The sequence below is a fragment of the Methylobacterium sp. BI1 genome (genome assembly GCF_056680125.1).
In genome coordinates this window covers 4,501,452-4,521,764 of record NZ_CM155267.1, presented here as the reverse complement: position 1 = coordinate 4,521,764, position 20,313 = coordinate 4,501,452, and the positions used below count along the sequence as shown (strand labels likewise).

General features: G+C 69.8%; 15 protein-coding genes and 1 riboswitch. Of the genes, 7 read left to right on the top strand and 8 right to left on the bottom strand.

The window, feature by feature from the left end; translation table 11 throughout:
* The first annotated feature begins 77 nt into the window (after nucleotides 1-77).
* Nucleotides 78-294: riboswitch (cobalamin riboswitch) on the top strand.
* Nucleotides 295-402: 108 nt separating this feature from the next.
* Nucleotides 403-2,571, top strand: a complete 2,169-nt coding sequence (locus tag AC1MGR_RS21350) for a TonB-dependent receptor (protein ID WP_480232859.1) — start codon at nucleotides 403-405, stop codon at nucleotides 2,569-2,571.
* A 278-nt stretch (nucleotides 2,572-2,849) separates the two neighbouring features.
* Here AC1MGR_RS21350 and AC1MGR_RS21345 read toward each other — a convergent pair whose 3' ends face one another.
* The 3 genes from AC1MGR_RS21345 to AC1MGR_RS21335 form a co-directional block, all read right to left on the bottom strand.
* Complete coding sequence (locus AC1MGR_RS21345) at nucleotides 2,850-3,968, bottom strand: glycosyltransferase family 61 protein (protein WP_480232858.1); 1,119 nt, start codon at nucleotides 3,966-3,968, stop codon at nucleotides 2,850-2,852.
* Nucleotides 3,969-4,393: 425 nt separating this feature from the next.
* Nucleotides 4,394-5,473 carry a quinone-dependent dihydroorotate dehydrogenase gene (locus AC1MGR_RS21340; protein ID WP_108034869.1) on the bottom strand — a complete coding sequence of 360 codons (1,080 nt, stop codon included), beginning with the start codon at nucleotides 5,471-5,473 and terminating at the stop codon, nucleotides 4,394-4,396.
* Nucleotides 5,470-5,829, bottom strand: coding sequence for a DUF952 domain-containing protein (locus tag AC1MGR_RS21335; RefSeq protein ID WP_108034870.1), 360 nt, complete (start codon nucleotides 5,827-5,829; stop codon nucleotides 5,470-5,472). The genes AC1MGR_RS21340 and AC1MGR_RS21335 overlap by 4 nt, the downstream gene beginning before the upstream one ends.
* 218 nt (nucleotides 5,830-6,047) lie before the next feature.
* Between AC1MGR_RS21335 and AC1MGR_RS21330 the strand changes: the two genes are divergently transcribed.
* The 3 genes from AC1MGR_RS21330 to AC1MGR_RS21320 all read left to right on the top strand — a co-directional run bounded on the left by AC1MGR_RS21330 (nucleotide 6,048) and on the right by AC1MGR_RS21320 (nucleotide 8,996).
* Entirely contained in the window at nucleotides 6,048-6,680 is a 633-nt protein-coding gene (locus tag AC1MGR_RS21330; protein ID WP_108034871.1) for a S24 family peptidase, read from the top strand.
* Between the two features lie 87 nt (nucleotides 6,681-6,767).
* Nucleotides 6,768-7,883: an ATP-binding protein gene (locus tag AC1MGR_RS21325; RefSeq protein WP_108034872.1), complete on the top strand. Its 1,116-nt coding sequence runs from the start codon at nucleotides 6,768-6,770 to the stop codon at nucleotides 7,881-7,883.
* A gap of 114 nt (nucleotides 7,884-7,997) precedes the next feature.
* Nucleotides 7,998-8,996, top strand: a complete 999-nt coding sequence (locus tag AC1MGR_RS21320) for a TIM44-like domain-containing protein (protein WP_108034873.1) — start codon at nucleotides 7,998-8,000, stop codon at nucleotides 8,994-8,996.
* Nucleotides 8,997-9,091: 95 nt separating this feature from the next.
* Here the strand turns inward: AC1MGR_RS21320 and rsmA are convergent, their stop codons facing one another.
* The 5 genes from rsmA to lptF form a co-directional block, all read right to left on the bottom strand.
* Nucleotides 9,092-9,952, bottom strand: coding sequence for a 16S rRNA (adenine(1518)-N(6)/adenine(1519)-N(6))-dimethyltransferase RsmA (gene rsmA, locus AC1MGR_RS21315; protein ID WP_108034874.1), 861 nt, complete (start codon nucleotides 9,950-9,952; stop codon nucleotides 9,092-9,094).
* A complete protein-coding gene (pdxA, locus tag AC1MGR_RS21310; protein WP_480234864.1) occupies nucleotides 9,949-10,899 on the bottom strand; it encodes a 4-hydroxythreonine-4-phosphate dehydrogenase PdxA in 951 nt (316 codons plus the stop codon). Before pdxA ends, rsmA begins: the two co-directional genes overlap by 4 nt.
* A 107-nt stretch (nucleotides 10,900-11,006) precedes the next feature.
* Nucleotides 11,007-13,673 (bottom strand): LPS-assembly protein LptD, encoded by a 2,667-nt coding sequence (locus AC1MGR_RS21305; protein ID WP_108034876.1) that lies wholly within the window; start codon nucleotides 13,671-13,673, stop codon nucleotides 11,007-11,009.
* Entirely contained in the window at nucleotides 13,673-14,761 is a 1,089-nt protein-coding gene (gene lptG / locus AC1MGR_RS21300) for an LPS export ABC transporter permease LptG (RefSeq protein WP_480232857.1), read from the bottom strand. Before lptG ends, AC1MGR_RS21305 begins: the two co-directional genes overlap by 1 nt.
* A 15-nt stretch (nucleotides 14,762-14,776) precedes the next feature.
* Nucleotides 14,777-15,946 (bottom strand): LPS export ABC transporter permease LptF, encoded by a 1,170-nt coding sequence (lptF, locus tag AC1MGR_RS21295; RefSeq protein WP_480232856.1) that lies wholly within the window; start codon nucleotides 15,944-15,946, stop codon nucleotides 14,777-14,779.
* Nucleotides 15,947-16,228: 282 nt separating this feature from the next.
* On the opposite strand from lptF, the gene AC1MGR_RS21290 reads away from it, so the two are divergent.
* The 3 genes from AC1MGR_RS21290 to AC1MGR_RS21280 all read left to right on the top strand — a co-directional run bounded on the left by AC1MGR_RS21290 (nucleotide 16,229) and on the right by AC1MGR_RS21280 (nucleotide 20,236).
* The gene (locus tag AC1MGR_RS21290; protein ID WP_480232855.1) at nucleotides 16,229-17,725 is read left to right on the top strand and encodes a leucyl aminopeptidase; all 1,497 of its coding nucleotides are present in this window, start codon (nucleotides 16,229-16,231) and stop codon (nucleotides 17,723-17,725) included.
* A gap of 5 nt (nucleotides 17,726-17,730) precedes the next feature.
* Nucleotides 17,731-18,456, top strand: a complete 726-nt coding sequence (locus AC1MGR_RS21285; RefSeq protein WP_181259586.1) for a hypothetical protein — start codon at nucleotides 17,731-17,733, stop codon at nucleotides 18,454-18,456.
* 85 nt (nucleotides 18,457-18,541) lie between these two features.
* Nucleotides 18,542-20,236, top strand: a complete 1,695-nt coding sequence (locus tag AC1MGR_RS21280; protein WP_480232854.1) for an AMP-binding protein — start codon at nucleotides 18,542-18,544, stop codon at nucleotides 20,234-20,236.
* Nucleotides 20,237-20,313 lie beyond the last annotated feature (77 nt).

Below are 20,313 nucleotides of genomic sequence, written 5' to 3'. Positions count from 1 at the left end.
TCGTCCGGCGCCTGTCGCCGGCCGGGCACACCGGCCTGAAAACCCCGTCCGGCCATTGACGGCGCCCCCGCGCATCGGGCCTCCTGCCACCCGACGGTTCCTCTTCGTCGAGGATCAAAAGGGAACGCGGTGAGGACGGGAGTCCAAGGCTGCGGCTGCCCCCGCAACTGTAAGCGGCGAGCTCCTCATCAGCACGTCACTGGGTGAACGGTCCGTCAGGACCCGGGACCTGGGAAGACGATGAGAGGGCGGTGACCCGCGAGCCAGGAGACCTGCCGTCAGTCGTGGTCACACGCGAAACGCATCGGGCGGGGTGTCCTGGTGGGTGTCGGGGTGGATGCCGTTCGGCATCCAGGCCGGCCTCGTTCGCGGTGACGTGCCACAGACGTCGCCCGAGGTCCCATGTCGTCCTCTCGTTCCCGATCGTTTCCCCGTTCACGGCCCAGCTATCGATCCTGGCTCCTGGCCTCCTGCGCCGGCCTCGCGTCCACCGGCGCCGCGCTCCGCGATGCCGGCGCCCAGACCGCGCAGGCGGACCTCGCCGAACTCTCCGTGACCGCCGAGGCGCCGCCGACCGGCGGGGCCGGACCGGCCGCCAGTGCCGGGTTCGTCGGCGGGGTCACCGGGATCGGCGGCGGCCTCCGGACCGTCGATGCGGCGAGCGCCGGCGTGATCTCGGGCGCGGCCCTCAACAGCCGGCCGATCACCCGGCCCGGCGAGGTGCTGGAGAGCGTGCCCGGCCTCATCGTCACCCAGCACTCCGGGGAGGGGAAGGCCAACCAGTTCTTCCTGCGCGGGTTCAATCTCGACCACGGCACCGACATCGCCATCTCGGTGGACGGCATGCCGGTGAACATGCGCACCCACGCCCACGGCCAGGGCTATGCCGACCTCAACTTCCTGATCCCCGAGCTCGTCGGCGCGGTGGAATTCCACAAGGGACCGTACTTCGTCCGCGACGGCGATTTCGCCTCCGCCGGCTCCGTGCGGATCGACTACCTCGACACGGTAGCGCGCAACCTCGCGCTGACCTCGTTCGGCAGCTTCGGCTACAAGCGCGCCCTCAGCATCGCCTCCGCGCCCCTCGGCGAAGGCCACCTGCTCGTGGCCGGGGAGGCCCAGACCTATGACGGGCCCTGGGACGTGCCGGACCGGCTCGCCAAGCTCAACGCCGTCTTCCGCTACAGCCAGGGCACGGCCCTCGACGGCTTCGCGCTGACCGGCATGGCCTACTGGGCCAAGTGGAACGCCACCAACCAGATTCCCGAGCGGGCGGTAGGGGAGGGCCTGATCGGCCGCTTCGGCTCCCTGAACCCCACGGATGGCGGCGATACCGGCCGCTTCTCCCTCTCGGGCCGCTGGAGCCGGACGAGCGACGCCGGAGTCACCCGGGCGAGCGCCTACGTCATCCGCTACGGGATGAACCTGTTCAACGACTTCACCTATTTCCTCAACGATCCGGTGAACGGCGACCAGTTCCGCCAGCGCGACAGCCGGGTGCTCGGCGGTGGGGAGGTCAGCCACACGATCCAGGGCAGCCTGTTCGGCCTGGCCATGGAGAACGAGATCGGCCTCCAGACCCGGACCGACGCCATCCGGGTCGGCCTGTTCAACACCACGGCCCGGCAAGTCCGCTCCACCGTGCTGGACGACCGGGTGCTGGAGGCGAGCGCGGCGCTCTACTACGAGAACCGGGTGCGCTGGACCGATTGGCTGCGCACCAGCGTCGGCTTTCGCGCCGACGGTTTCCACGCCGATGTCCGCTCGGACACGCCGGCCAATTCCGGCACGGCCCGGGACGGCATCGTCAACCCGAAGCTGGGGCTCGTGCTCGGCCCCTGGTTCGACACCGAATTGTTCGTGAACTACGGCGGCGGCTTCCACTCGAACGATGCCCGCGGCGTCACCGCGACGGTCGATCCGACGAGCCCCCTCTTCAACATCAGCCGCTCGCCCTTCCTCGTGCCCTCGACGGGCTCGGAGATCGGCCTGCGCAACCGCAGTCTCAGTGGGTTGGAGACGGCCGTGACGCTGTTCCAGCTCGACTTCGCCTCCGAGAACCTGTTCCAGGGCGACAGCGGCACCACCGAGCCGAGCCGCCCCACCCGCCGCTTCGGCGTCGAGTGGACCAACCGCTACGCGGTCACGCCCTGGCTCTCCCTGGAGGGCGACCTGACGGTGACGAACGCCCGCTTCGCGGACCGCGATCCGATCGGCAACCGGGTGCCGGAGGCACCGACCACCATCGCCTCGGCCGGGTTCACCTTCGGCGAGGGGCCGGGCTGGTTCGGATCGATGCGCGTCCGCTATTTCGGGCCGCGGCCGCTGATCGAGGACAATTCGGTGCGCTCGCGTCCGACGGCGCTGGTCAACGGCCGGGTCGGCTACAACTTCGACAACGGGATCAGCCTGTCCCTCGACGTGCTGAACCTGACCAATGCCCAGGCCGACCAGATCACCTACTTCTACACCTCCCGCCTGCCGGGCGAGGCGGCAGACGGCGTCGCCGATCGGCACTTCCACCCCGTCGAGCCGACGGCGGTGCGGTTGACGTTGGCGGGGCGCTTCTAGGCCCTCGGACGGCCGGGTGTCTCGGGATCCGGCCGTTGTTCAGGCCCGTGGCCTCCGCTCACGCGTCCAGCTCGAGGTGGCGGGCCACAATCCCGGTGCCGTCCCTCTCGGACTTTGTCACGGGCGGGCCTGGGCGTCCGCAAGGGAATCGTTGCACCGGCCTCGACAGAGGTACGCACCGGACGCGGCGTCCCGGATGCGAGGCTACGCTCTCGCTGCGCCAGAGCTTCGGTTCCTGCTGCCGCGCGGACGGTCGGCGATACCCAATGGGGACGCGCTCAGGGATTGCGGCGCCAGGTCATCCAGTCGAAGGCCAGCGCGATGTCGGCGGGTTCGAGCGAAAAGGCGCCCGAGCCATCCAAGTTCGCCGCGCCGATGAGGTAGCCGGTCTGGTGACCCAGGACGCCATCGATACCGGATTGGAGGAAACCCAGTTCCTCTCGGTTGTCGCGGGCTGCCACGACGAGCGCCCCGGGATCCGAGAACATGGAGCTATGCAGACCGGAGCCGTATTCGCCGACGATGGTCCCCGCGTGTTGGAACAGCGCGACTTGATCCGGCACGCTCAGCAATTCCGGCGATACGATCGTAAATCCGCGCGACCTTGCGGTCTCCTCGAACAGCTGGCGCTGGATCAGCACCCGCGTGTTGTGGGCAAATCTGTTCGTCGGACGCGATACGAACAGCTTCGTCCGGTTTCGGGAGGGACGCGTTCGCCCGATCGCCGCCTGCCGCATAGCGGCGCTCGCCTTCGCGAAGAGCTGCGACACCCGCGTTCCAAATCGCAAAGTGGAGGGAACGATCAGCTCATCACAATCGATGATCTCGCGGGTTCGATCATAAAATCGGCACTGGCTCGGCTCCACGTTCAGCAGGGCAAGCCAATCTCGTGCAAAGCCGGGAGTGTCGGAGGGCAGAAGAAATCGCAGTCGATCGATCCTGTAGCCTGCCAACCGTAGCAGATGGATCTTGGGCAGGAAGTCGACGATCCAATGGCCGTACCCGAGGTGGCCCGGTCCGGCCAACAACACCGACGGCCCCGGTGCATGCCGTCGCACCGCACCGGTCTGCCATGCGCGCGTGTTCCGATGATGGGTGTTCAGGTAGTCGAGACTGGTTTGCAGATCGTAGCTCACATTGAAGCGGCCATCGGTGATGATCATGCCTTCACCGATCACCGAGGCGTTTCGTAGGTTATAAATCGACGTGCCAAGGACGATATGCTGCGAATGATAGAGTCGGAGCAGATCCGGGGTGACGGACCCGGCGAGGAAGGCCGGCGGATCGAAACGTGTCGTATCCGACCGCGTCAACGCGACCATCGAGCCGCGCCCGGCTTCGACGTTGCTGCGCAGATCGATCACATCGTCGGCAGCGAGCCGGGCCACTTCGTCCATTACAGGTACACGCTCCCTCTCCTCGGTAAGATGACGGTGGCGGATCGGAGACAGTCTCGTAGCACCTGCGATGCCGACCTGTCCGGGTGCGCGACGTCCGCGTCATAGACCGGCAGGCCGGTCCCGGCGGAAGTGACGCCGCGAGGGAAGGGCGGGATCGATGCCGGACGCCGCCCTCACCCCTGTTCCCAAGGTCCGCGAGGGCGCCGTGGGAGGATGTTCGAACACCGGGGCGATCACGGCTCCCTGTTCGGGGCGTTCCGCGATCTGGCGCGCACGGCGCGGACGGCCTTCGTCCGCGATGCCCTGGCCGGCGACACCGCCCCCTGCCGGGCGAGGGGGCGGACGGCGTCGCCGGTTGGCACGTCCACCTGGGGTCAAACCGTCGGCGGTGCGGCTGACGCCGGCGGGGCGGTTCTTGGCCGTCAGTCCGTCAGCTTCGCCAGGGCGGCGGCGTCACGCCCGACCAGGGGAGCAAGCTGCGCGGCGCCCTCGGCCTTCATCCGCGAGACGAGGCCGGCCTTGATCTCGGGGATCAGGCCGGGACCGGCATAGACCAGGCTCGAGTAGAGCTGGAGCAGGCTGGCGCCGGCCCGGATCTTGGCCCAGGCGGCCTCCGCCGAGTCGATGCCGCCGACGCCGACCAGGGGGAGTTTTTCGCCGACGCGGAGATAGGTCTCGGCGAGGAGCCGGGTCGCCGCCGCGAAGAGCGGCCGGCCGGAGAGGCCGCCGGTTTCGCGGGCGAGGCTCGCCTCGCGGAGGGTGCCGGGGCGGGCGATGGTGGTGTTCGAGACCACCAGACCCTGCACGCCGCGCCGGAGTGCCGTGGCCGCCATCGCGTCGAGGGCATCGAGGGTGATGTCGGGCGCGATCTTCAGCAGGATGGCGGTGGCCGGATGGGTCGTGTCCCGGGCCTCGACCACCCGGGCGAGCAGCTCGTCGAGGAAGGCCTCGCCCTGGAGGTCGCGCAGGCCGGGGGTGTTCGGTGAGGAGACGTTGACGGTGACGAAATCCACCAGCGGCGCCAGGGCGCGGGTGCAGGTCACGTAGTCGGCGAGGCGGTTGGTGGAATCCTTGTTGGCGCCGATGTTGACGCCGACGCGGCCCGGACGGCCCTGGCGGGCGGCCAGGCGCCCGCGCACCACGTCGAGGCCCTCGCTGTTCAGGCCGAAGCGGTTGATGACCGCCCGGTCCTGTGCCAGCCGGAAGACCCGGGGCCGTGGATTGCCCGGCTGCGCCTTCGGCACCACGCCGCCGACCTCGACGAAGCCGAAGCCGAGCCCGAGCAGGGCGTCGGGAACCTCGGCGCCCTTGTCGAAGCCCGCCGCGAGGCCGACCGGGTTCGGGAACCGGTGGCCCAGGACCTCGACGGCCAGGCGGGGATCGTCGGCGGGCGGCCGGCGCGGGGGCAGGGCGGCGAGGCCGCGCAGCGTGAGGTTGTGCGCCGTCTCGGCGTCGAGGCGGTGCAGCAGGGGCTTGGCCAGGGGGAAGAGGGCGCCGATCATGCCGAGGGCCCCCCGGCGAGATCGCCCGGGAAGACGTGGCGTCCGTCGGCCCCGAGGGGCAGGTCGGTCACGGAGCGGACGGCCGTCAGGTCCAGCTCGGCGTAGAGATGCGGGAACAGCTCGCCCCCCCGGGAAGGTTCGTATCGCAGGGCCGGCCCGAGATCGTCGGCGTCCACGGCGACGAGAACGAGATCCGCGGCCCCGGCGAAGTGGCGGGCCGCGGTCTCGGCCACCTGGGCGGCGGTGGAGAAGTGGATGTAGCCGTCGGTGCGGTCGATCGGGGCCCCCTCGAAGCGGCCGATATCCTCGGCCCTGCGCCAGAGGGCCCGGGGGGAGATCTTGTAGATGAGCGCCATGCCCGCTCCGTAACGGGTTTCGCAGGGCCGATCAAACACCGTCGGAGCGCGTGAAGCCGCAACCTCACGGACACAGTTGACATCATGAGTTGTCAGGGCCTCACGATGAACCCGTCGGCCGGTTTCGCAGCCTTCGCACCATTGCTATCCGAGAAGAATAGTTCTACTTTCCTAACTCTAGGCTGGACGTCTTAACCGTAATACGCTTTGAGCTTTCGATGCTGTCTCATGAACAGATTTGGACCGCAATCGACCGCCTAGCGGAACGCCATGGATTTTCCGCGTCCGGTCTTGCGCGGCGTGCCGGACTGGATGCGACGAGCTTCAATCGCTCGAAGCGCATCGGCCCCGACGGCCGAAAGCGCTGGCCCTCCACCGAGTCGGTCTCGAAGGTGCTGGCCGCCACCGGGGCGAGCCTCGACGAATTTCTCCGGCTGATCGAGGCGCGCGAGGGGCCACCGCGCACGATGATCCCGCTGATCGGCATGACCCAGGCCGGCGCCGGGCGCCTGTTCACCGACGAGGGCATGCCCACCGGCGGTCCCGGCTGGGAGGAGATCGAGTTTCCCGACCTTGCCGACGACCGTGCCTTCGCCCTGGAGGTCCAGGGCGATTCGATGGCGCCGCTCTACCGCGACGGTGACGTGCTCATCGTGTCGCCGACCGCCGGGGTCCGCAAGGGCGACCGGGTGGTGGTGCGGCTCGCGGCCGGGGAAGTGCTGGCCAAGGAACTCAAGCGCAAGACCGCGCGCACGATCGAGCTCGCCTCCCTCAATCCGGATCACGCGGACCGGGTCGTCAACGTCAGCGACATCGCCTGGATCGGCCGGGTGATGTGGGTGCGCCAGTAGCGGCGCCGGCACAGCTTTGCCGTTTCCGCGCTTGCGGCTATGCCTTGCGGCCGGAGGGGCCGCGTGCCCCGGATCGGCGGACAGGCCATGGCATCGCCCCGGACGGACGATCACCCCGCGGAGCGCGCGCCGGAGGCCGGCCTCGCCCGCCTGCTGGCCGCCTCGGCCGTGCCGGCCGCGCTGCTGGCGCCGGACGGGCCCGGAAGCCGCATCCTCCTGGCCAACAACGCGCTCCGCGAACTCGTCCGGCGGCCCGCCGATGCCCCCGCCGACGGCGACCTGCGCGACTGGCTCGGGCTCGCCGGCGACCGGGACTCGGGAAGCCTGTTCGCGGCGGCCCTCGCCGACGGGGCACCCAAGGGCGTCGAGGTTCTAGCGCGACCCGGCGGTGGCGGCGCGTTCTGGGCGCAGGTCTACCTCGTTCCGGTTCCGGAGACGCCCTACCGGCTCGCACAGGTGGTGGACGTCACCCGCCGGCACGACGCCGAAGGGGCTCTTGCGCTCTCCCGCCAGCGCGAGGCTCTGGGCCTGCTCACCAACAGCGTAGCGCACGAGTTCAATAACTTTCTCCAGATCCTCATCGGCTACATCGACGGGCTGAAGCGGCGCCTGGGCGACCGCGACGAGCCCTTCATCCAGCGCGCCATCGTCCGCTCCACGGACGCGGCCGAGCGCGCCACCACCCTGACCCGCCAGCTCCTGGCCTTCTCGCGCCGCATCGCGCCGGACGTCCGCCCGGTCGACCTGAACCGGCTCATCGAAGCGTTCGGCGCCCGGATCGGCCCCACGCTGCCGACCCGGATCACCCTGGAGACCCGGACCACGCCGGGGCTCCCCTGCGGCCTCAGCAATCCGACCCAGATCGAGCTCGCCCTCAACCACATCGTGGCCAATGCCTGCGAGGCCATGCCGGCCCCCGGGCGCATCGTGATCGCGACCTTCGCGGTGCCCCCGGGGGACCGGGCCCTGCAGCGGCCCGGCGACGGTGCGGTCGGCATCACAGTGACCGACGAGGGCCAGGGCATGTCGCCCGAGATGGCCGCCCGCGCCCTCGCGCCCTTCGTCACCAGCCGCGAGGCCGGACGCGGTGCCGGGCTCGCCATCGTCCACGGCCTCGTGAAGCGCCAGAACGGGACGGTGTCGATCGACTCGAAGCCCGGCGAGGGCGCCACGGTCCGGATGGTGTTCCCCGCCGCGCTCTGAGGCGAATCCACGGGATTCTGTCAAGAACAGCGGACTAAAACTCCGGCGCGAACGTCACCATATCAGGAGCGGCGTCATCGCCGGACTTCCCAGTTGTTCATCAGAGGCGTTTTCATGCTCACCTCCACCACTCGCCGGAAGCGCGCGGCGTCCATCCTCGCGCTCGCCGCGACGCTGGTTCTCGCAGCGCCCGTCGTCGAGGCGCGTCCCGGAAGCGGCAGCAGCGGTGGCATGGGCTCGCGCGGCTCGCGCACCTACGCGCCGCCCTCGGCCACCACTACGGCGCCCGGCGCCCCGGCCCCGATCCAGCGCTCGCAGACCCAGCCCGGCCCGGCCATGGGCAACCCCGGCATGAACACCGCCGCACAGCCTGGACGGCGCTTCGGCGGCGGCTTCATGGCCGGCCTCCTCGGCGCGGGCCTGCTCGGCGCGCTCCTGGGCGGCGGCTTCTTCGGCGGCCTCGGCGGCATCGCCTCCTTCCTCGGGCTGATCCTGCAGGTCGGCCTCGTGGTCCTGCTCGTGTCCTTCGCCGTGCGCTGGTTCCGCCGGCGCCAGGGCCAGCCGGCCGCGGCCGGCCTGTCCCGCTCGAACCTCGACGGCGCCGGCCCGACCCCGAGCCCGATGGGTGGAGCCCCTCTCGGCGGCGCCCCGATGGGCGGCGGCTACGGCAACGCCCAGCGCGGTCCCGCCCCGGTCCAGCCGGTGCAGGCGCGCCCGGTGCAGATCGGCCCCGGCGATTTCCAGAGCTTCGAGATCGCCCTCAACGACGTCCAGGCGGCCTATGGCCGTGAGGACGCCGCCGCCCTGCGCAACCTCGCGACCCCGGAAATGGCTGGCTACTTCATCGAGGAGCTGCGGGCCAACGAGGCGCGCGGCGTCGTCAACCGGATCTCGGACGTGAAACTGCTGCAGGGCGACCTGTCCGAGTCCTGGGGCGAAGGCAACGCCGAGTACGCCACGGTGGCGATGCGCTACGCCATCAAGGACGTGACCTTCGACCGCCGCACCGACCGCGTCGTCGAGACCGGCGAGCCGGAGGCTGTGGAGCTCTGGACCTTCGTGCGCGAGCGCGGCGGACGTTGGGTCCTCTCGGCGATCCAGCAGGGTCGCTGACACCCGGCATCGTCCCACCCGACCCGAAAAAAAGGGCCGCCCGGAGAGATCCGGGCGGCCCTTCTCGCGTTTCGGACGACTCGGCCGTCCGAAGATCAGACGGGCCGGTAGGCCTGGGCCATCGCCACGAAGGCGGAGACCGGGACCTCCTCGGCCCGCGCCGTCTCGGGAATGCCGGCGGCCTCCAGCAGCCGGGCCGGGTCCGGCACCGCCGCCTTGAGGCTCTGGCGCAGCATCTTGCGGCGTTGCCCGAAGGCCGCCCGGGTGATCGCTTCGAGGGCCTGCACCGAGCAGGGCAGGGGATCGCGCCGGGGGGTGAGCCGGACGATGGAGGAGGTCACCTTCGGCGGCGGCACGAAGGCCGAGGGCGCCACGTCGAACAGGATGTGCGCCTCGGTGCGCCAGCCGCAGAGCACGCCGAGGCGGCCATAATTCGCCCTGTCCTCCTCGTCCGCCACGATGCGCTCGGCGACCTCGCGCTGGAACATCAGCGTCAGGGACTCCCACCAGGGCGGCCAGGGTCCGCCCGCGAGCCAGCCGACGAGGAGCGGCGTGCCGATATTGTAGGGCAGGTTCGCGACGATCCGCACCGGCCCCGTGCCGATCAGCGGCACCGGGTCGAAGCTCAGGGCGTCGGCATCGACCACGTCGAGGCGCCCGGGATAATGCGCCGCGATCTCGGCGAGGGCCGGCAGGGCACGGGGATCGCGCTCGACGGCGATGACTCGGGCGGCGCCCTCCGCCAGCAGGGCGCGGGTGAGGCCGCCGGGGCCCGGGCCGATCTCGACGACGGTCACGCCCTCCAGCGGCCCGGACGAGCGGGCGATCCGTCCCGTCAGGTTGAGATCGAACAGGAAGTTCTGCCCGAGCGCCTTCTTGGGCTCCAGGCCGTGCCGGCGCACCACCTCCCGCAGCGGCGGCAACCCGTCGATGCTGACGCTGCCGTCCTCGCTCACGCGCCGGCCTTCACGAGGCGGGCGGCGAGGCGAAGCGCCGCCATCAGGCTGTCGGGCCGGGCGATGCCCTTGCCGGCGATGTCGAAGGCGGTGCCGTGGTCCGGCGAGGTGCGGATGAAGGGCAGGCCCAGGGTGACGTTGACGCCCTCGTCGAAGGCCAGGGTCTTGATCGGGATCAGGGCCTGGTCGTGGGACGGCGTCAGCGCCACGTCGTAGGTCTCGCGCGCCCGGGCATGGAACAGGGTGTCGGCGGGCAACGGCCCGCGGATGTCGATGCCCTCGTTCTGCAATTGCAGCACCGCCGGCTCCAGCACGTCGCGATCCTCCGTACCCATGGTGGCGTTCTCGCCCGCATGGGGGTTGAGCCCGGAGAGGACGAGGCGGGGCCGGGCGATGCCGAAGCGCCGGCGCAGGTCCTCCGCCACGATGCGGGCGGTGCGCAGGACGAGATCCTGCGTCAGCAGGTCGGGCACCCGCCGCAGGGCGACGTGGATGGTGATGGGCACCACCGCGAGCGTGTCGCTCCACAGCATCATCACGGGGAGGGGCGGGGTCTCGCCGGGCTCCACCGAACAGGCGGCCAGGAACTCGGTATGGCCCGGATGCGCGAAGCCGACCTGGGTCAGGACATACTTGGCGATCGGGTTTGTGACGAGGGCGGTCGCCGCCCCGGAACGCACGAGGGTCACCCCCGTGGTGATCGACTCGAGCGTCGCGCCGGCATTGGCGGAGTCGGGGCGGCCCGCCGCCGCGTGGATCGCGGCACCGCTCGGCAGGGCCATCACCGGCAAGGCGCGCCCGAAGACTTCGGTCGCGAGGTCCGGGCCGACATCCGCGATGGGAACCTGCAGGTTGAGCTCGCTCGCCCGCCGCTCGACGAAGGCAGGGTCGCCGATCAGGAAGAACGGCGGCAGGCCGGGGCCGGCATCCCGCAGCCGCCAGGCCATGAGGGCGATTTCCGGCCCGATGCCGGCCGGATCTCCGAGGGTGAGGGCGATCGGCCCGTGCAGGCTGCTCACCGCATCACTCCGTGTCGTTCCAGGGGCGGGCCGCCTCAGCGGACCGTCGAGATGCCGTCGGCCGTGATGGCCGTGTTCAGGTTCTGGCGGAAATCCGCCTCGCCCAGGGTCTTCAACTCAAGTCGCAGCAGGACGGTCCGGTTACGCTCGCTGGTGCCGAGGGCGGCCGCCACCGGCGAGACGATGTAGTTCACCGAGACCGTGGTGCACTCGTCCTGGTAGCCGCCGCCGATGCTCATGCCCGAGAGATAGGCGCGGCCCGGGTTGCGGTAGACGGGCGCGTCCCCGACGGGGTTCGCCAGGTAGGAGGCGTAGGCGGTCTGGAAGTTGTCGCGCACGTCGAGGTAGTGCGAGAGGTCTACCAGGGCCGAGCCCGTGACGAACCAGTTCGGCGTCACGTGGTAGGTCGCCGAGGCGGTGACGCCCTCGCGGCGGTTGGCGAAGCCGAGGGCCGGCTGGGCCTTGTAGTAGGAGTAGAAGGCCGAGAGATCGATCGGCGCGAAGGGCGCGAGGCGGGCGATCACGCCGGTCTCGACCCGGTTCACCCCGAGATCGGCGTGATCGAAGCGGCCGCGGGTGATGAAGGTGATGTGCTGGTTCGGCGAGAGCTGGAACCGGCCGACGAAGTCCGAGGCCCGGCTGTCGAGCCCGGAATCGAGGCCGACATTGGCGATGTCGCCGCGGCGGAACGAGTTGACGCCGGCGATCTGAATCGACTCGCCGAACATCACGTTCGCGTACCAGCCGGCGGGCGTCACGACGGAGTACTGCGCGCCGAGATTGGTGCGGACACCGCCCTCGACCCGGTCGTAGCCCGAGAACTTGTCCCATTCGAACAGCGACGTGTCGTCGAAGATCAGGCTCTGTGCGTCCTCGTTCGGCAGGCGGCCGATATGGGTCTCGCTCGGCCGCGCGATGACCTGCGCGATCGGCTCGATCGTGTGGACGCCGAGCGGCCCGAAATTGCTGACGAACGGGTAGCGGTAGTCGATGCCGACGGCGGGCAGCACCCGGCCGGAGAAGTCCGCATCCTGCGTCGCGATGTTGGCGGACAGGGCGTTCTGGTAGCCCGAGGTACGCGGATCGACGAAGAACGCGTCCGTGCGCAGGTAGGCGAAGGGCGTGAAGACCTGGCCGACATCGTCGATGAAGCTGCGGCGCCAGGAGAGCTGGGCCGAGGCGCGCGTGTTCGTGCCCGCGAGGCCCCGGATCACGCACTGGCCGCGCGAGAACGAGCTGCAGGTCTCGTAGAGGTAATAGGTCCGGCCGTTGATCGTCGGCGTCTGGAGATAGGCGGTCGGGCTCTGGACGGCCTGGAAATCGGTCGCCTGCCGGGTCAGGCTGGTGATGTTGGCCTCGAACCGCACCTCGCCGCCGAGGAAGCCCGGCCCGTTGATGCGCTTGTCGTAGTCGATCACCGGCGCGACGAACGGCTGCTCCTTCTGCCAGTCGAAGCTCGACAGGCCCTTGAAGTAGTAGCCCCGCGCCTCGAACCACGAGCGATCGCCCTGGCCGATCAGGTAGGCCGTCGAGACGGCCTCACGGAAGTAGTCCGTGGTGATGCTCTGGTTGCGGATGCGGTAGTTGTCGAGGAACCACTTGTCGGTGACGCCGACGACGTCCCAGCCCGTGCGCCAACGGTCGTTGATGTAGAACTGGCCCTTCGACTCGACCGAGCCGCGGAAGTCGCGGTCGCCCGCCCCGAGCGGGCCGGGCAGGAAGGCGCTCGGCGTGGTCTGGAAGATGCCGGAGAGGCGCAGGTTGTACGAGCCGGTCTCAAGCCGGTGCCGGAACTCGGCCTGGCCGAGGACGCCCTGGTTGCTCAGGAAGGCCGGCGACAGCGTCAGGTCGTAGTTCGGTGCCAGGTTGACGAAGAACGGGGTCGCGAGGCCGGAGCCCAGGGCCGTCGAGGTGAGGAAGCGCGGCGTCAGGAAGCCGGTCTTGCGCTTCACCGTCGGGTCGGCGGTCTCGAAATACGGCAGGTAGGCGACCGGGATGCCGCCGATCTCGAGGGTCGATTCCTCGAAGGCGACGGTGTGGGTCTGGTTGTTGTGGACGATCTTGGTGGCGCGGATCTGCCAGAGCGGCGGCGTCTCCGGATTGTTCTTGCACGGCTCGCAGGCGGTGTAGGTGCCGTAGTCGAAGCTGGTGCTGTCGCCCTCGATCCGCTCGGCGCGGGGCGCCGAGAAGCGGGTGCGGACGGTCTGCCCGTTGAGCTGGACGCTCTGCTGCACCCGGAGCGCGTCGATGAAGCCGTTCTTGAAGTCGTCGGTGAGCTCCATCTTGGAGCCGGTGACGACCGCGCCCGAGGCCTCCGTCAGGCGCACGTTGCCCTCGGCGAAGACCCGGCTCGCCTTGCGATCGTAGATCACCCGGTCGGCCTGCAGGGTGCGCGGGCCGTAATGCAGCTCGGCGTTGCCGCGGGCCGTCACGGTGTTGCGGTCGTTGTCGTAGATGAGCTCGGCGGCCTCCACGAGGAGGCGCTCGGCGGGCTTGCCAGATTCCGGCTTGCCGGCGGCCACCGGCGGGGTGCCGGTCCTCGATCCCCCCTGGGCGAGCGCCTGCCCGCCGGGCGCCGCGGGAGCGACGGCCGTGAGCAGCACCACGAACCCCGTGGCCAACGTGATGTCGGCGACCTTACGCAACGCCAGTCCCAACTCCTGCCAAGGCCTGCGCCCCTTCGCCACCACCGAGTCCGACATCAGCCGTCCTCCTGATAGAGAAGCGTGAGCGTACCAAGGAGACTCCCTACCACGGCCGGGAACCACGCCGCCACAGCCGGCGTCACGATTCCCGAGGCACCGAGGCCTTCCAGCACCTGTCGGGCGACGTACAGCACGAACCCCGCCGCGACGCCGCCCAGCACCAGTTTGCCGACACCACCAAAGCGGAAGAACCTTAAGGAAACGCTGGCCGCCACCAGCACCATGGCCAGGAACAGGACGGGCCGCGCCAGCAGCACGTCGTACTGGAGTCGGTACCGCGTGGCATCGAGGCCGGCCCGCTCGGAGCGTGAAATGGTCTCCGGCAGTTGCCAGAAAGGCACGGATTCCGGCGGCGTGAAGCGCTGGCGCACCTGCGAGGGCACCAGGGTCGAGGCGATCAGGTAGGTGTCGAAGGTCTCGGCCGGCTCGCCCTTGGCCATCACCCGGGCCTGGCTCAGTTCCCAGTAGCCGTCGTGAAGGCTGGCCTTGGCCGCCTCGATCTGCGCGGTGAAGATGCCGGCCTCGTCGAAGGTGAAGACCGAGACGCCCGCCAGCGTGGTGGTGCCCTCCACGGCCGTGTCGGCCCGGATGATCGCCTGCCCGTCGAGGCTGCGCTGGCGGATCCACAGGTCCTTGCCCGAATTGGCCTTGGTCGAGCGGGCGAAGATCTTCGCCTCGATCTCGGTGGAGCGCTGCTTCATCAGCGCCGAGACCGGGTTGTAGACCCCCACCGTGAAGGCTCCGATGGCCAGGGCCACGAACGCGCCCGGCTGGAGGAACTGCCAGGCCGAGATGCCGGCGGCCCGGGCCACCACCAGTTCGAGCTTGCGCGAGAGCTGGAGCAGCGCGGCCATCGACCCGAACAGGATTGCGAAGGGCAGCACGCCCTCGGCCACCGCCGGGGTCCGGTAGAGCGAGAGCTGCGCCATCAAACCTGTGGACGCCCCCTCGGCATCGCCGGCGCGCCGCAGGAGCTCGACGAAATCGAGGGTGTAGACGAGCGTGAAGACCGTGAGGAACACGCCCAGGATCGTGCGCACGAAGCGCATCGCGAAGTAGCGGCCGAGGGTGGCGCCGATCAGCATGCCGTCAGCTCTGCCTCACTGCACGCCGAGGCGCGGGCGCCGGCCGAGGCGGCCGAGGAGCCCGGTCGCGGCCCGGCCCATCCGGGTGTTCCAGTCCCGCACCGCCGCGCCGTTGAAGATCATCACCGCGGAGATCAGGATGGCGAGGAGGGGCACGGCGTAGACCGCCACGACGGCGCCCTGGCTGCGCGCGGCCGCGCTGGAGGCCGCGAAGCCCCCGATTCGCACGATGACCACGGCGAGGACGGCGCCGGCCACCGCGAGGCCGCGCCCCTGGCGGGTGGTGCGCGGGTCGCCGAGGGCGGCGAAGGCGATGAAGGTCAGGGCCAGAGGGTAGAGCCAGGACGAGAGCCTGTCGTGCAGCTCGGCCCGGAAGCGGCCCTTCTGCTGCTTGTAATAGGTCTCGCTGGTGTCGGGGAACAGCAGCTGCGCCGTAGCGCGCTCGCGCGGCTTGTAGACCAGCTCCGCATCGGGCGGCGTGAAGGCGGCGAGGTCGACCGTGTAGCGCTCGAAGGTGATGATCGAGGCGTCGCGGGAATCCTTCTGCTGCCGGTGGATGCTGCCCTTTTCCAGGGCGAGATAGCTCTGGCCGCCATATTCCAGCGCCTGTCCGCGCTCGGCGAGGTAGACCACCGACTTGCCGGCCTCGCGCTTGTCCTGGATGAACAGGCCGAGCAGTGCACCTCCCGGGCCGCGCTCGCGGAAGTGGAAGGTGATGCCGCTGTCGAGGCTGGTGAATTGTCCCTCCTTGACCACGTTGGCGATAAAGTCGCCGCGCACCCGGGTCAGCACGTCCCGCAGCTCCTGGAACGAGGACGGCATCACCTGGATCGTCAGGAAGGCCACCGCGAGGCTGACCGCGAGGCCGAGGCTGAGGAACGGGCGCAGGATCTGCCGTGGCCGCATCCCGGCCGCCGACATCACGATGAGCTCGGAATCGCCGTTCAGCTTGTTCAGGGCGTAGACGACGGCGATGAACAGGGCCACCGGGGCGATCACGGTGATCAGTGTCGGCAGCGACAAGCCGGTGATGAGGAAGAAGATCACCAGGGTCTGGCCCTTGGCGGTGATGAGGTCGAGCTCGCGCAGGGCCTGCGTCACCCAGATCGTGCCGGTGAGGCCGACGAGGCAGGCGAAGAAGGCCCCGAGCGCGATTTTGAAGATGTAGCGCTCGATCTGCGTCATGGGTTCTCGTGGATCGGCGTCTCGCGGAACGCCCCCCGCATCGCCCGACGAGGCCTCGGCCCCGCCCGTTTCTACCCGTCCCGCCCCCCGGCCGTCGACTCCGATCCGGGCGCGCCGATTCGGGCGCTTTCACGGCCGTCCGATCGCGTTGCGTTCTCTGCCTCAACAGGTACACAGAAGCGCCGGGAGTGGCACGTCCGATGCCGTGCCGCTCCGCACATCCTGCACGCACCACTTCGAACGCACGGTTCGTTCGAGACCAATCCTCGGAAAGCTAGCGTCATGGCGGACGGAATTACGATCGCGTTCGGGCCCCTCGGCCCGGTGGGCCGGGGCGACGTCGTCCTCTTCGTCGGCGACGACCTCGCCCTGGCTCCGGCCGTCGCCCAGGCGATCGGCGGCAACGTGGCCGATCTCGTCGCCCGCGCCGCTGCCAGCGAGCGCTTCAAGGGCAAGTCGCTGTCGGCCCTGTCGCTGCCCGCGCCCGCCGGCCTCGATGCCGACCGCCTCGTGGTGGTGGGCCTCGGCTCGGAGAAGGACCGCGCCAAGATCGACTGGCCGGCCCTGGGCGGCTTCACCGCCAGCAAGGTCTCGGGCCGGAACGCCCAGGCCGCACTGATCTTCGCCGGTCTCGACGTCACCGCGGCGAACGCCGCCGACTTCGCCCTCGGGGCCCGCCTGCGCCACTACAGCTTCGACCGCTACAAGACCAAGAAGAAGCCCGAGGGCGAGGACGCCAAGAACACCGCGCTGACCCTGATGGTGGCCGATGTCGCCGCCGCGGAATCGGCCGCGAAGATCTCCGAGGCGGTCTCCGACGGCGTCATCCTGGCGCGCGAACTCATCAACGAGCCGCCGAACGTTCTCTACCCCGAGGAGTTCGCCCGCCGCGCCGAGGCGCTGACGCAGCTCGGCGTCGAGGTCGAGGTGCTCGGCCCGGGCAAGCTGGAGGCGCTCGGCATGCGCGCCCTCCTCGCCGTGGCGCAGGGCTCGACGAAGGAGGCCCGGGTCGTGGTGATGCGCTGGAACGGCGCCGCCGACCCGTCCGAGGCGCCCCTGGCCTTCATCGGCAAGGGCGTCTGCTTCGATTCCGGCGGCGTCTCGATCAAGTCCGCCGGCGGCATGGAGGACATGAAGGGCGACATGGGCGGCGCTGCCTGCGTCGTCGGCACGATGCATGCGCTCGCCAGCCGCAGGGCGAAGGTGAACGTCGTCGGCGCCATCGGCATCGTCGAGAATATGCCGGACGGCAACGCCATGCGCCCGAGCGACATCATCACGTCGATGTCGGGCCAGACCATCGAGGTCATCAACACCGACGCCGAGGGTCGCCTCGTCCTCGCCGACGTGCTCTGGCACATCCAGAGCGCCTACAAGCCGAAGTTCATGATCGACCTCGCGACCCTGACGGGGGCGATCATCGTCGCCCTCGGGCAGGACATCGCCGGGATGTTCTCCAACGACGACGCCCTGTCGGCCAAGATCACGGCGGCCGGCGAGGCGACCGGCGAGTCCGTGTGGCGGATGCCGCTGATCCCGGCCTACGACAAGGCGATCGACTCGAAGTTCGCCGACATGAAGAACTCCGGCGGCCGCCACGGGGGCGCGGCTACCGCGGCGTCCTTCCTGAAGCGCTACGTCAACGACGTGCCCTGGGCGCATCTGGACATCGCCGGCGTGGCGATGTCCTCGTCGGCCAGCGAGATCAACCGGAGCTGGGGCGCGGGCTGGGGCGTGCGCCTGCTCGACCGCCTGGTGCGCGACAACTACGAGGCCTGACCCACGTGCTGCCGGCCGTGATCCCGCTGGCAGCAGCGCTCCTGGCGATCGGGCTCGCCTTCGCCACCGGCTTCGACCAGCGGGTGGCCCTACCGCCCGAGCTGGACGCCCGCTTTTACGGCTTCTTCCTCGATCGCTATCCGCTCTTTTCGGTGGCGATCGTCTACGGGCTCGCCTGCCTCGGCCTGTGGATCCTCCGGCCGGGCCGTGCCGGCTGGCTCCGCCGCCTCGTCGGTGGAGCCCTGGCCCTGGCCATGTTCCTGGCGGCCTGCCTCTATCCCACCTTCGGCGGCGCGGCCCTGCGCCTCGCCTTCGCCAGTGGCGGCACCGCCTTCATCACGCAGCAGCCGATGCCGGCGGCCTACGCCCTCGGCTCGGCCCTGGCCGCCACGGTGTTCGGGAGCGTCCTGGGCCTCGGCGCCCTGCTCATCGGCAACGGACCTGCGCGGCGATCGCAGCCCCGGCGCTGGCTGCGGGCCGCGGCCAACCTCCTGCTCCGGTACCTCGCTCTCTGGTTCGCCCTGGCCGTGCTCGGCCTTGCCCACGCGGCGGGTTTCGGCATCTGGCCGCGCCGATCGATGACGATGGGGGATGCCCTGTTAGCCGGTGCCCTGGCGTGCATCGCGTTTCTGCCGCACCTGAGTTGCAACGCACTGGCGATGCGGCGGGATCGTTCGCCCCAGAATCGTGGGTGGCGGGATCGTTGGCATCCGTCCCGTGCCGCCGCTTGATCCCGCCGCCGAGATGGCCGAGGATGGTTTAGATGTGAACTAAGGAGGCAGAAAGCCGCCGGGTCGCATCGCAGGGAGGATCGACATGGCCGAAACCCGGAGCGCCGCGCGCCCGTGGCTGTCCGCATATCCGCCGGGTATTCCGGCCGAACTCGACATCGACGGCCTCGGAACGCTGGTCGATCTGTTCGACGAGTGCATGACGCGCTCGGCCGCACGGCCCGCGCTGGAGAGTTTCGGCGCCCGCATTTCCTACGCGGCGCTCGGGGCATCGTCGGAGGCCGTCGCCGCGTGGCTGGTGGCGCAGGGCCTCAACAAAGGCGACCGCGTCGCGATCATGATGCCGAACGTCGCCGCCTATCCGGCGACCATCTTCGGCGTGCTGCTCGCCGGCTGCACCGTCGTCAACGTCAATCCCCTCTACACGCCGCGCGAATTGACGGCGCAGCTGAACGATTCGGGCGCGCGTATCCTCTTCGTCCTGGAGAACTTCGCGCACACCGTGGCGCGGGCCCTGCCGGACCTCACCCTCGACCGCGTGGTCCTGGCCGGTCCGGGCGACGGCCTCGGCCTGAAGGGGCGCCTGATCACCCTGGCCTCGCGTCACCTGAAGAAGGCGGTTCCGGCCTATCGCCTGCCCGAAGGACTGGCGGTCCGGTTCGATGCGGTGATCCGCGCGGGCACCGGCAAACCCAAGGTCCGGGTGCCCGTCGGACAGGACGACCTCGCCTTCCTGCAATATACCGGCGGGACCACGGGGGTCGCCAAGGCCGCGATGCTGACCCATCGCAACATCATGGCCAATGTCGAGCAGAGCCGGATCTGGTTCCGCGTCTCGGCCGAGGACGGCGCGGCGCGCGTCATGGTCACGGCGCTGCCTCTCTACCACATCTTCGCCCTGACCTGCTGCTTCTTCTTCTTCATGAAGGTCGGCGGCTGTTGCCTGCTGATTGCCAACCCGCGTGATGCCGACGGCTTCATCAAGACCCTCAAGGGCACGCCCTTCACCCACTTCTCGGGGGTGAACACCCTGTTCAACCTGCTCATCAACCACCCGAAGATCCACGAGGTCGACTTCTCGAAGCTCGATTTCGTCATCGCGGGCGGCATGGCGGTGCAGGCGACCGTCGCCGAGAAATGGAAGGCGATCACCGGTCGGGCCATCGTCGAGGGCTACGGCCTGTCCGAGACGTCCCCGGTGGTCTGCGTCAACCCGCCGGACCTCACGGCGTGGAGCGGCACGATCGGTTATCCGTTGCCCTCGACCGACGTCTCGATCCGTGACCTCGACGGGCGCGAGGTCGCCACCGGCGAGGCCGGCGAACTCTGCGTGCGCGGTCCCCAGGTGATGGCCGGCTACTGGAAACGCCCGGACGAGACCGCCCGTGCCACCTCCACCGACGGCTATTTCCGCACCGGCGACGTGGCGGTGCTGAACCCCGACGGACAGGTCCGCATCGTCGACCGGATGAAGGACATGATCCTGGTCTCGGGCTTCAACGTCTACCCGAACGAGATCGAGGACGTGCTCGCGAGCCATCCGGGCGTGCTCGAATGCGCCGTGGTCGGCGCGGTCAACGACGAGACCGGCGAGATGGTCGTCGCGCACGTGGTGCGCAGGGACGACGCGATGACCACCGATACCCTGCGGGCCTTCGCCCGCTCGCAGCTCACCGGCTACAAGGTTCCCCGCCGGGTGGTCTTCCACGACACCCTGCCCAAGACCAACGTGGGCAAGGTGCTGCGCCGGGCCCTGCGCGACGATCCGCCTCCTCCGTGACCGCGTTCCGCCCGTAACCCGCGGCCGATCCCCGGCGAAGGGTGACATCGAGACGGCTTGCGCGCGCGCCGCGGCCG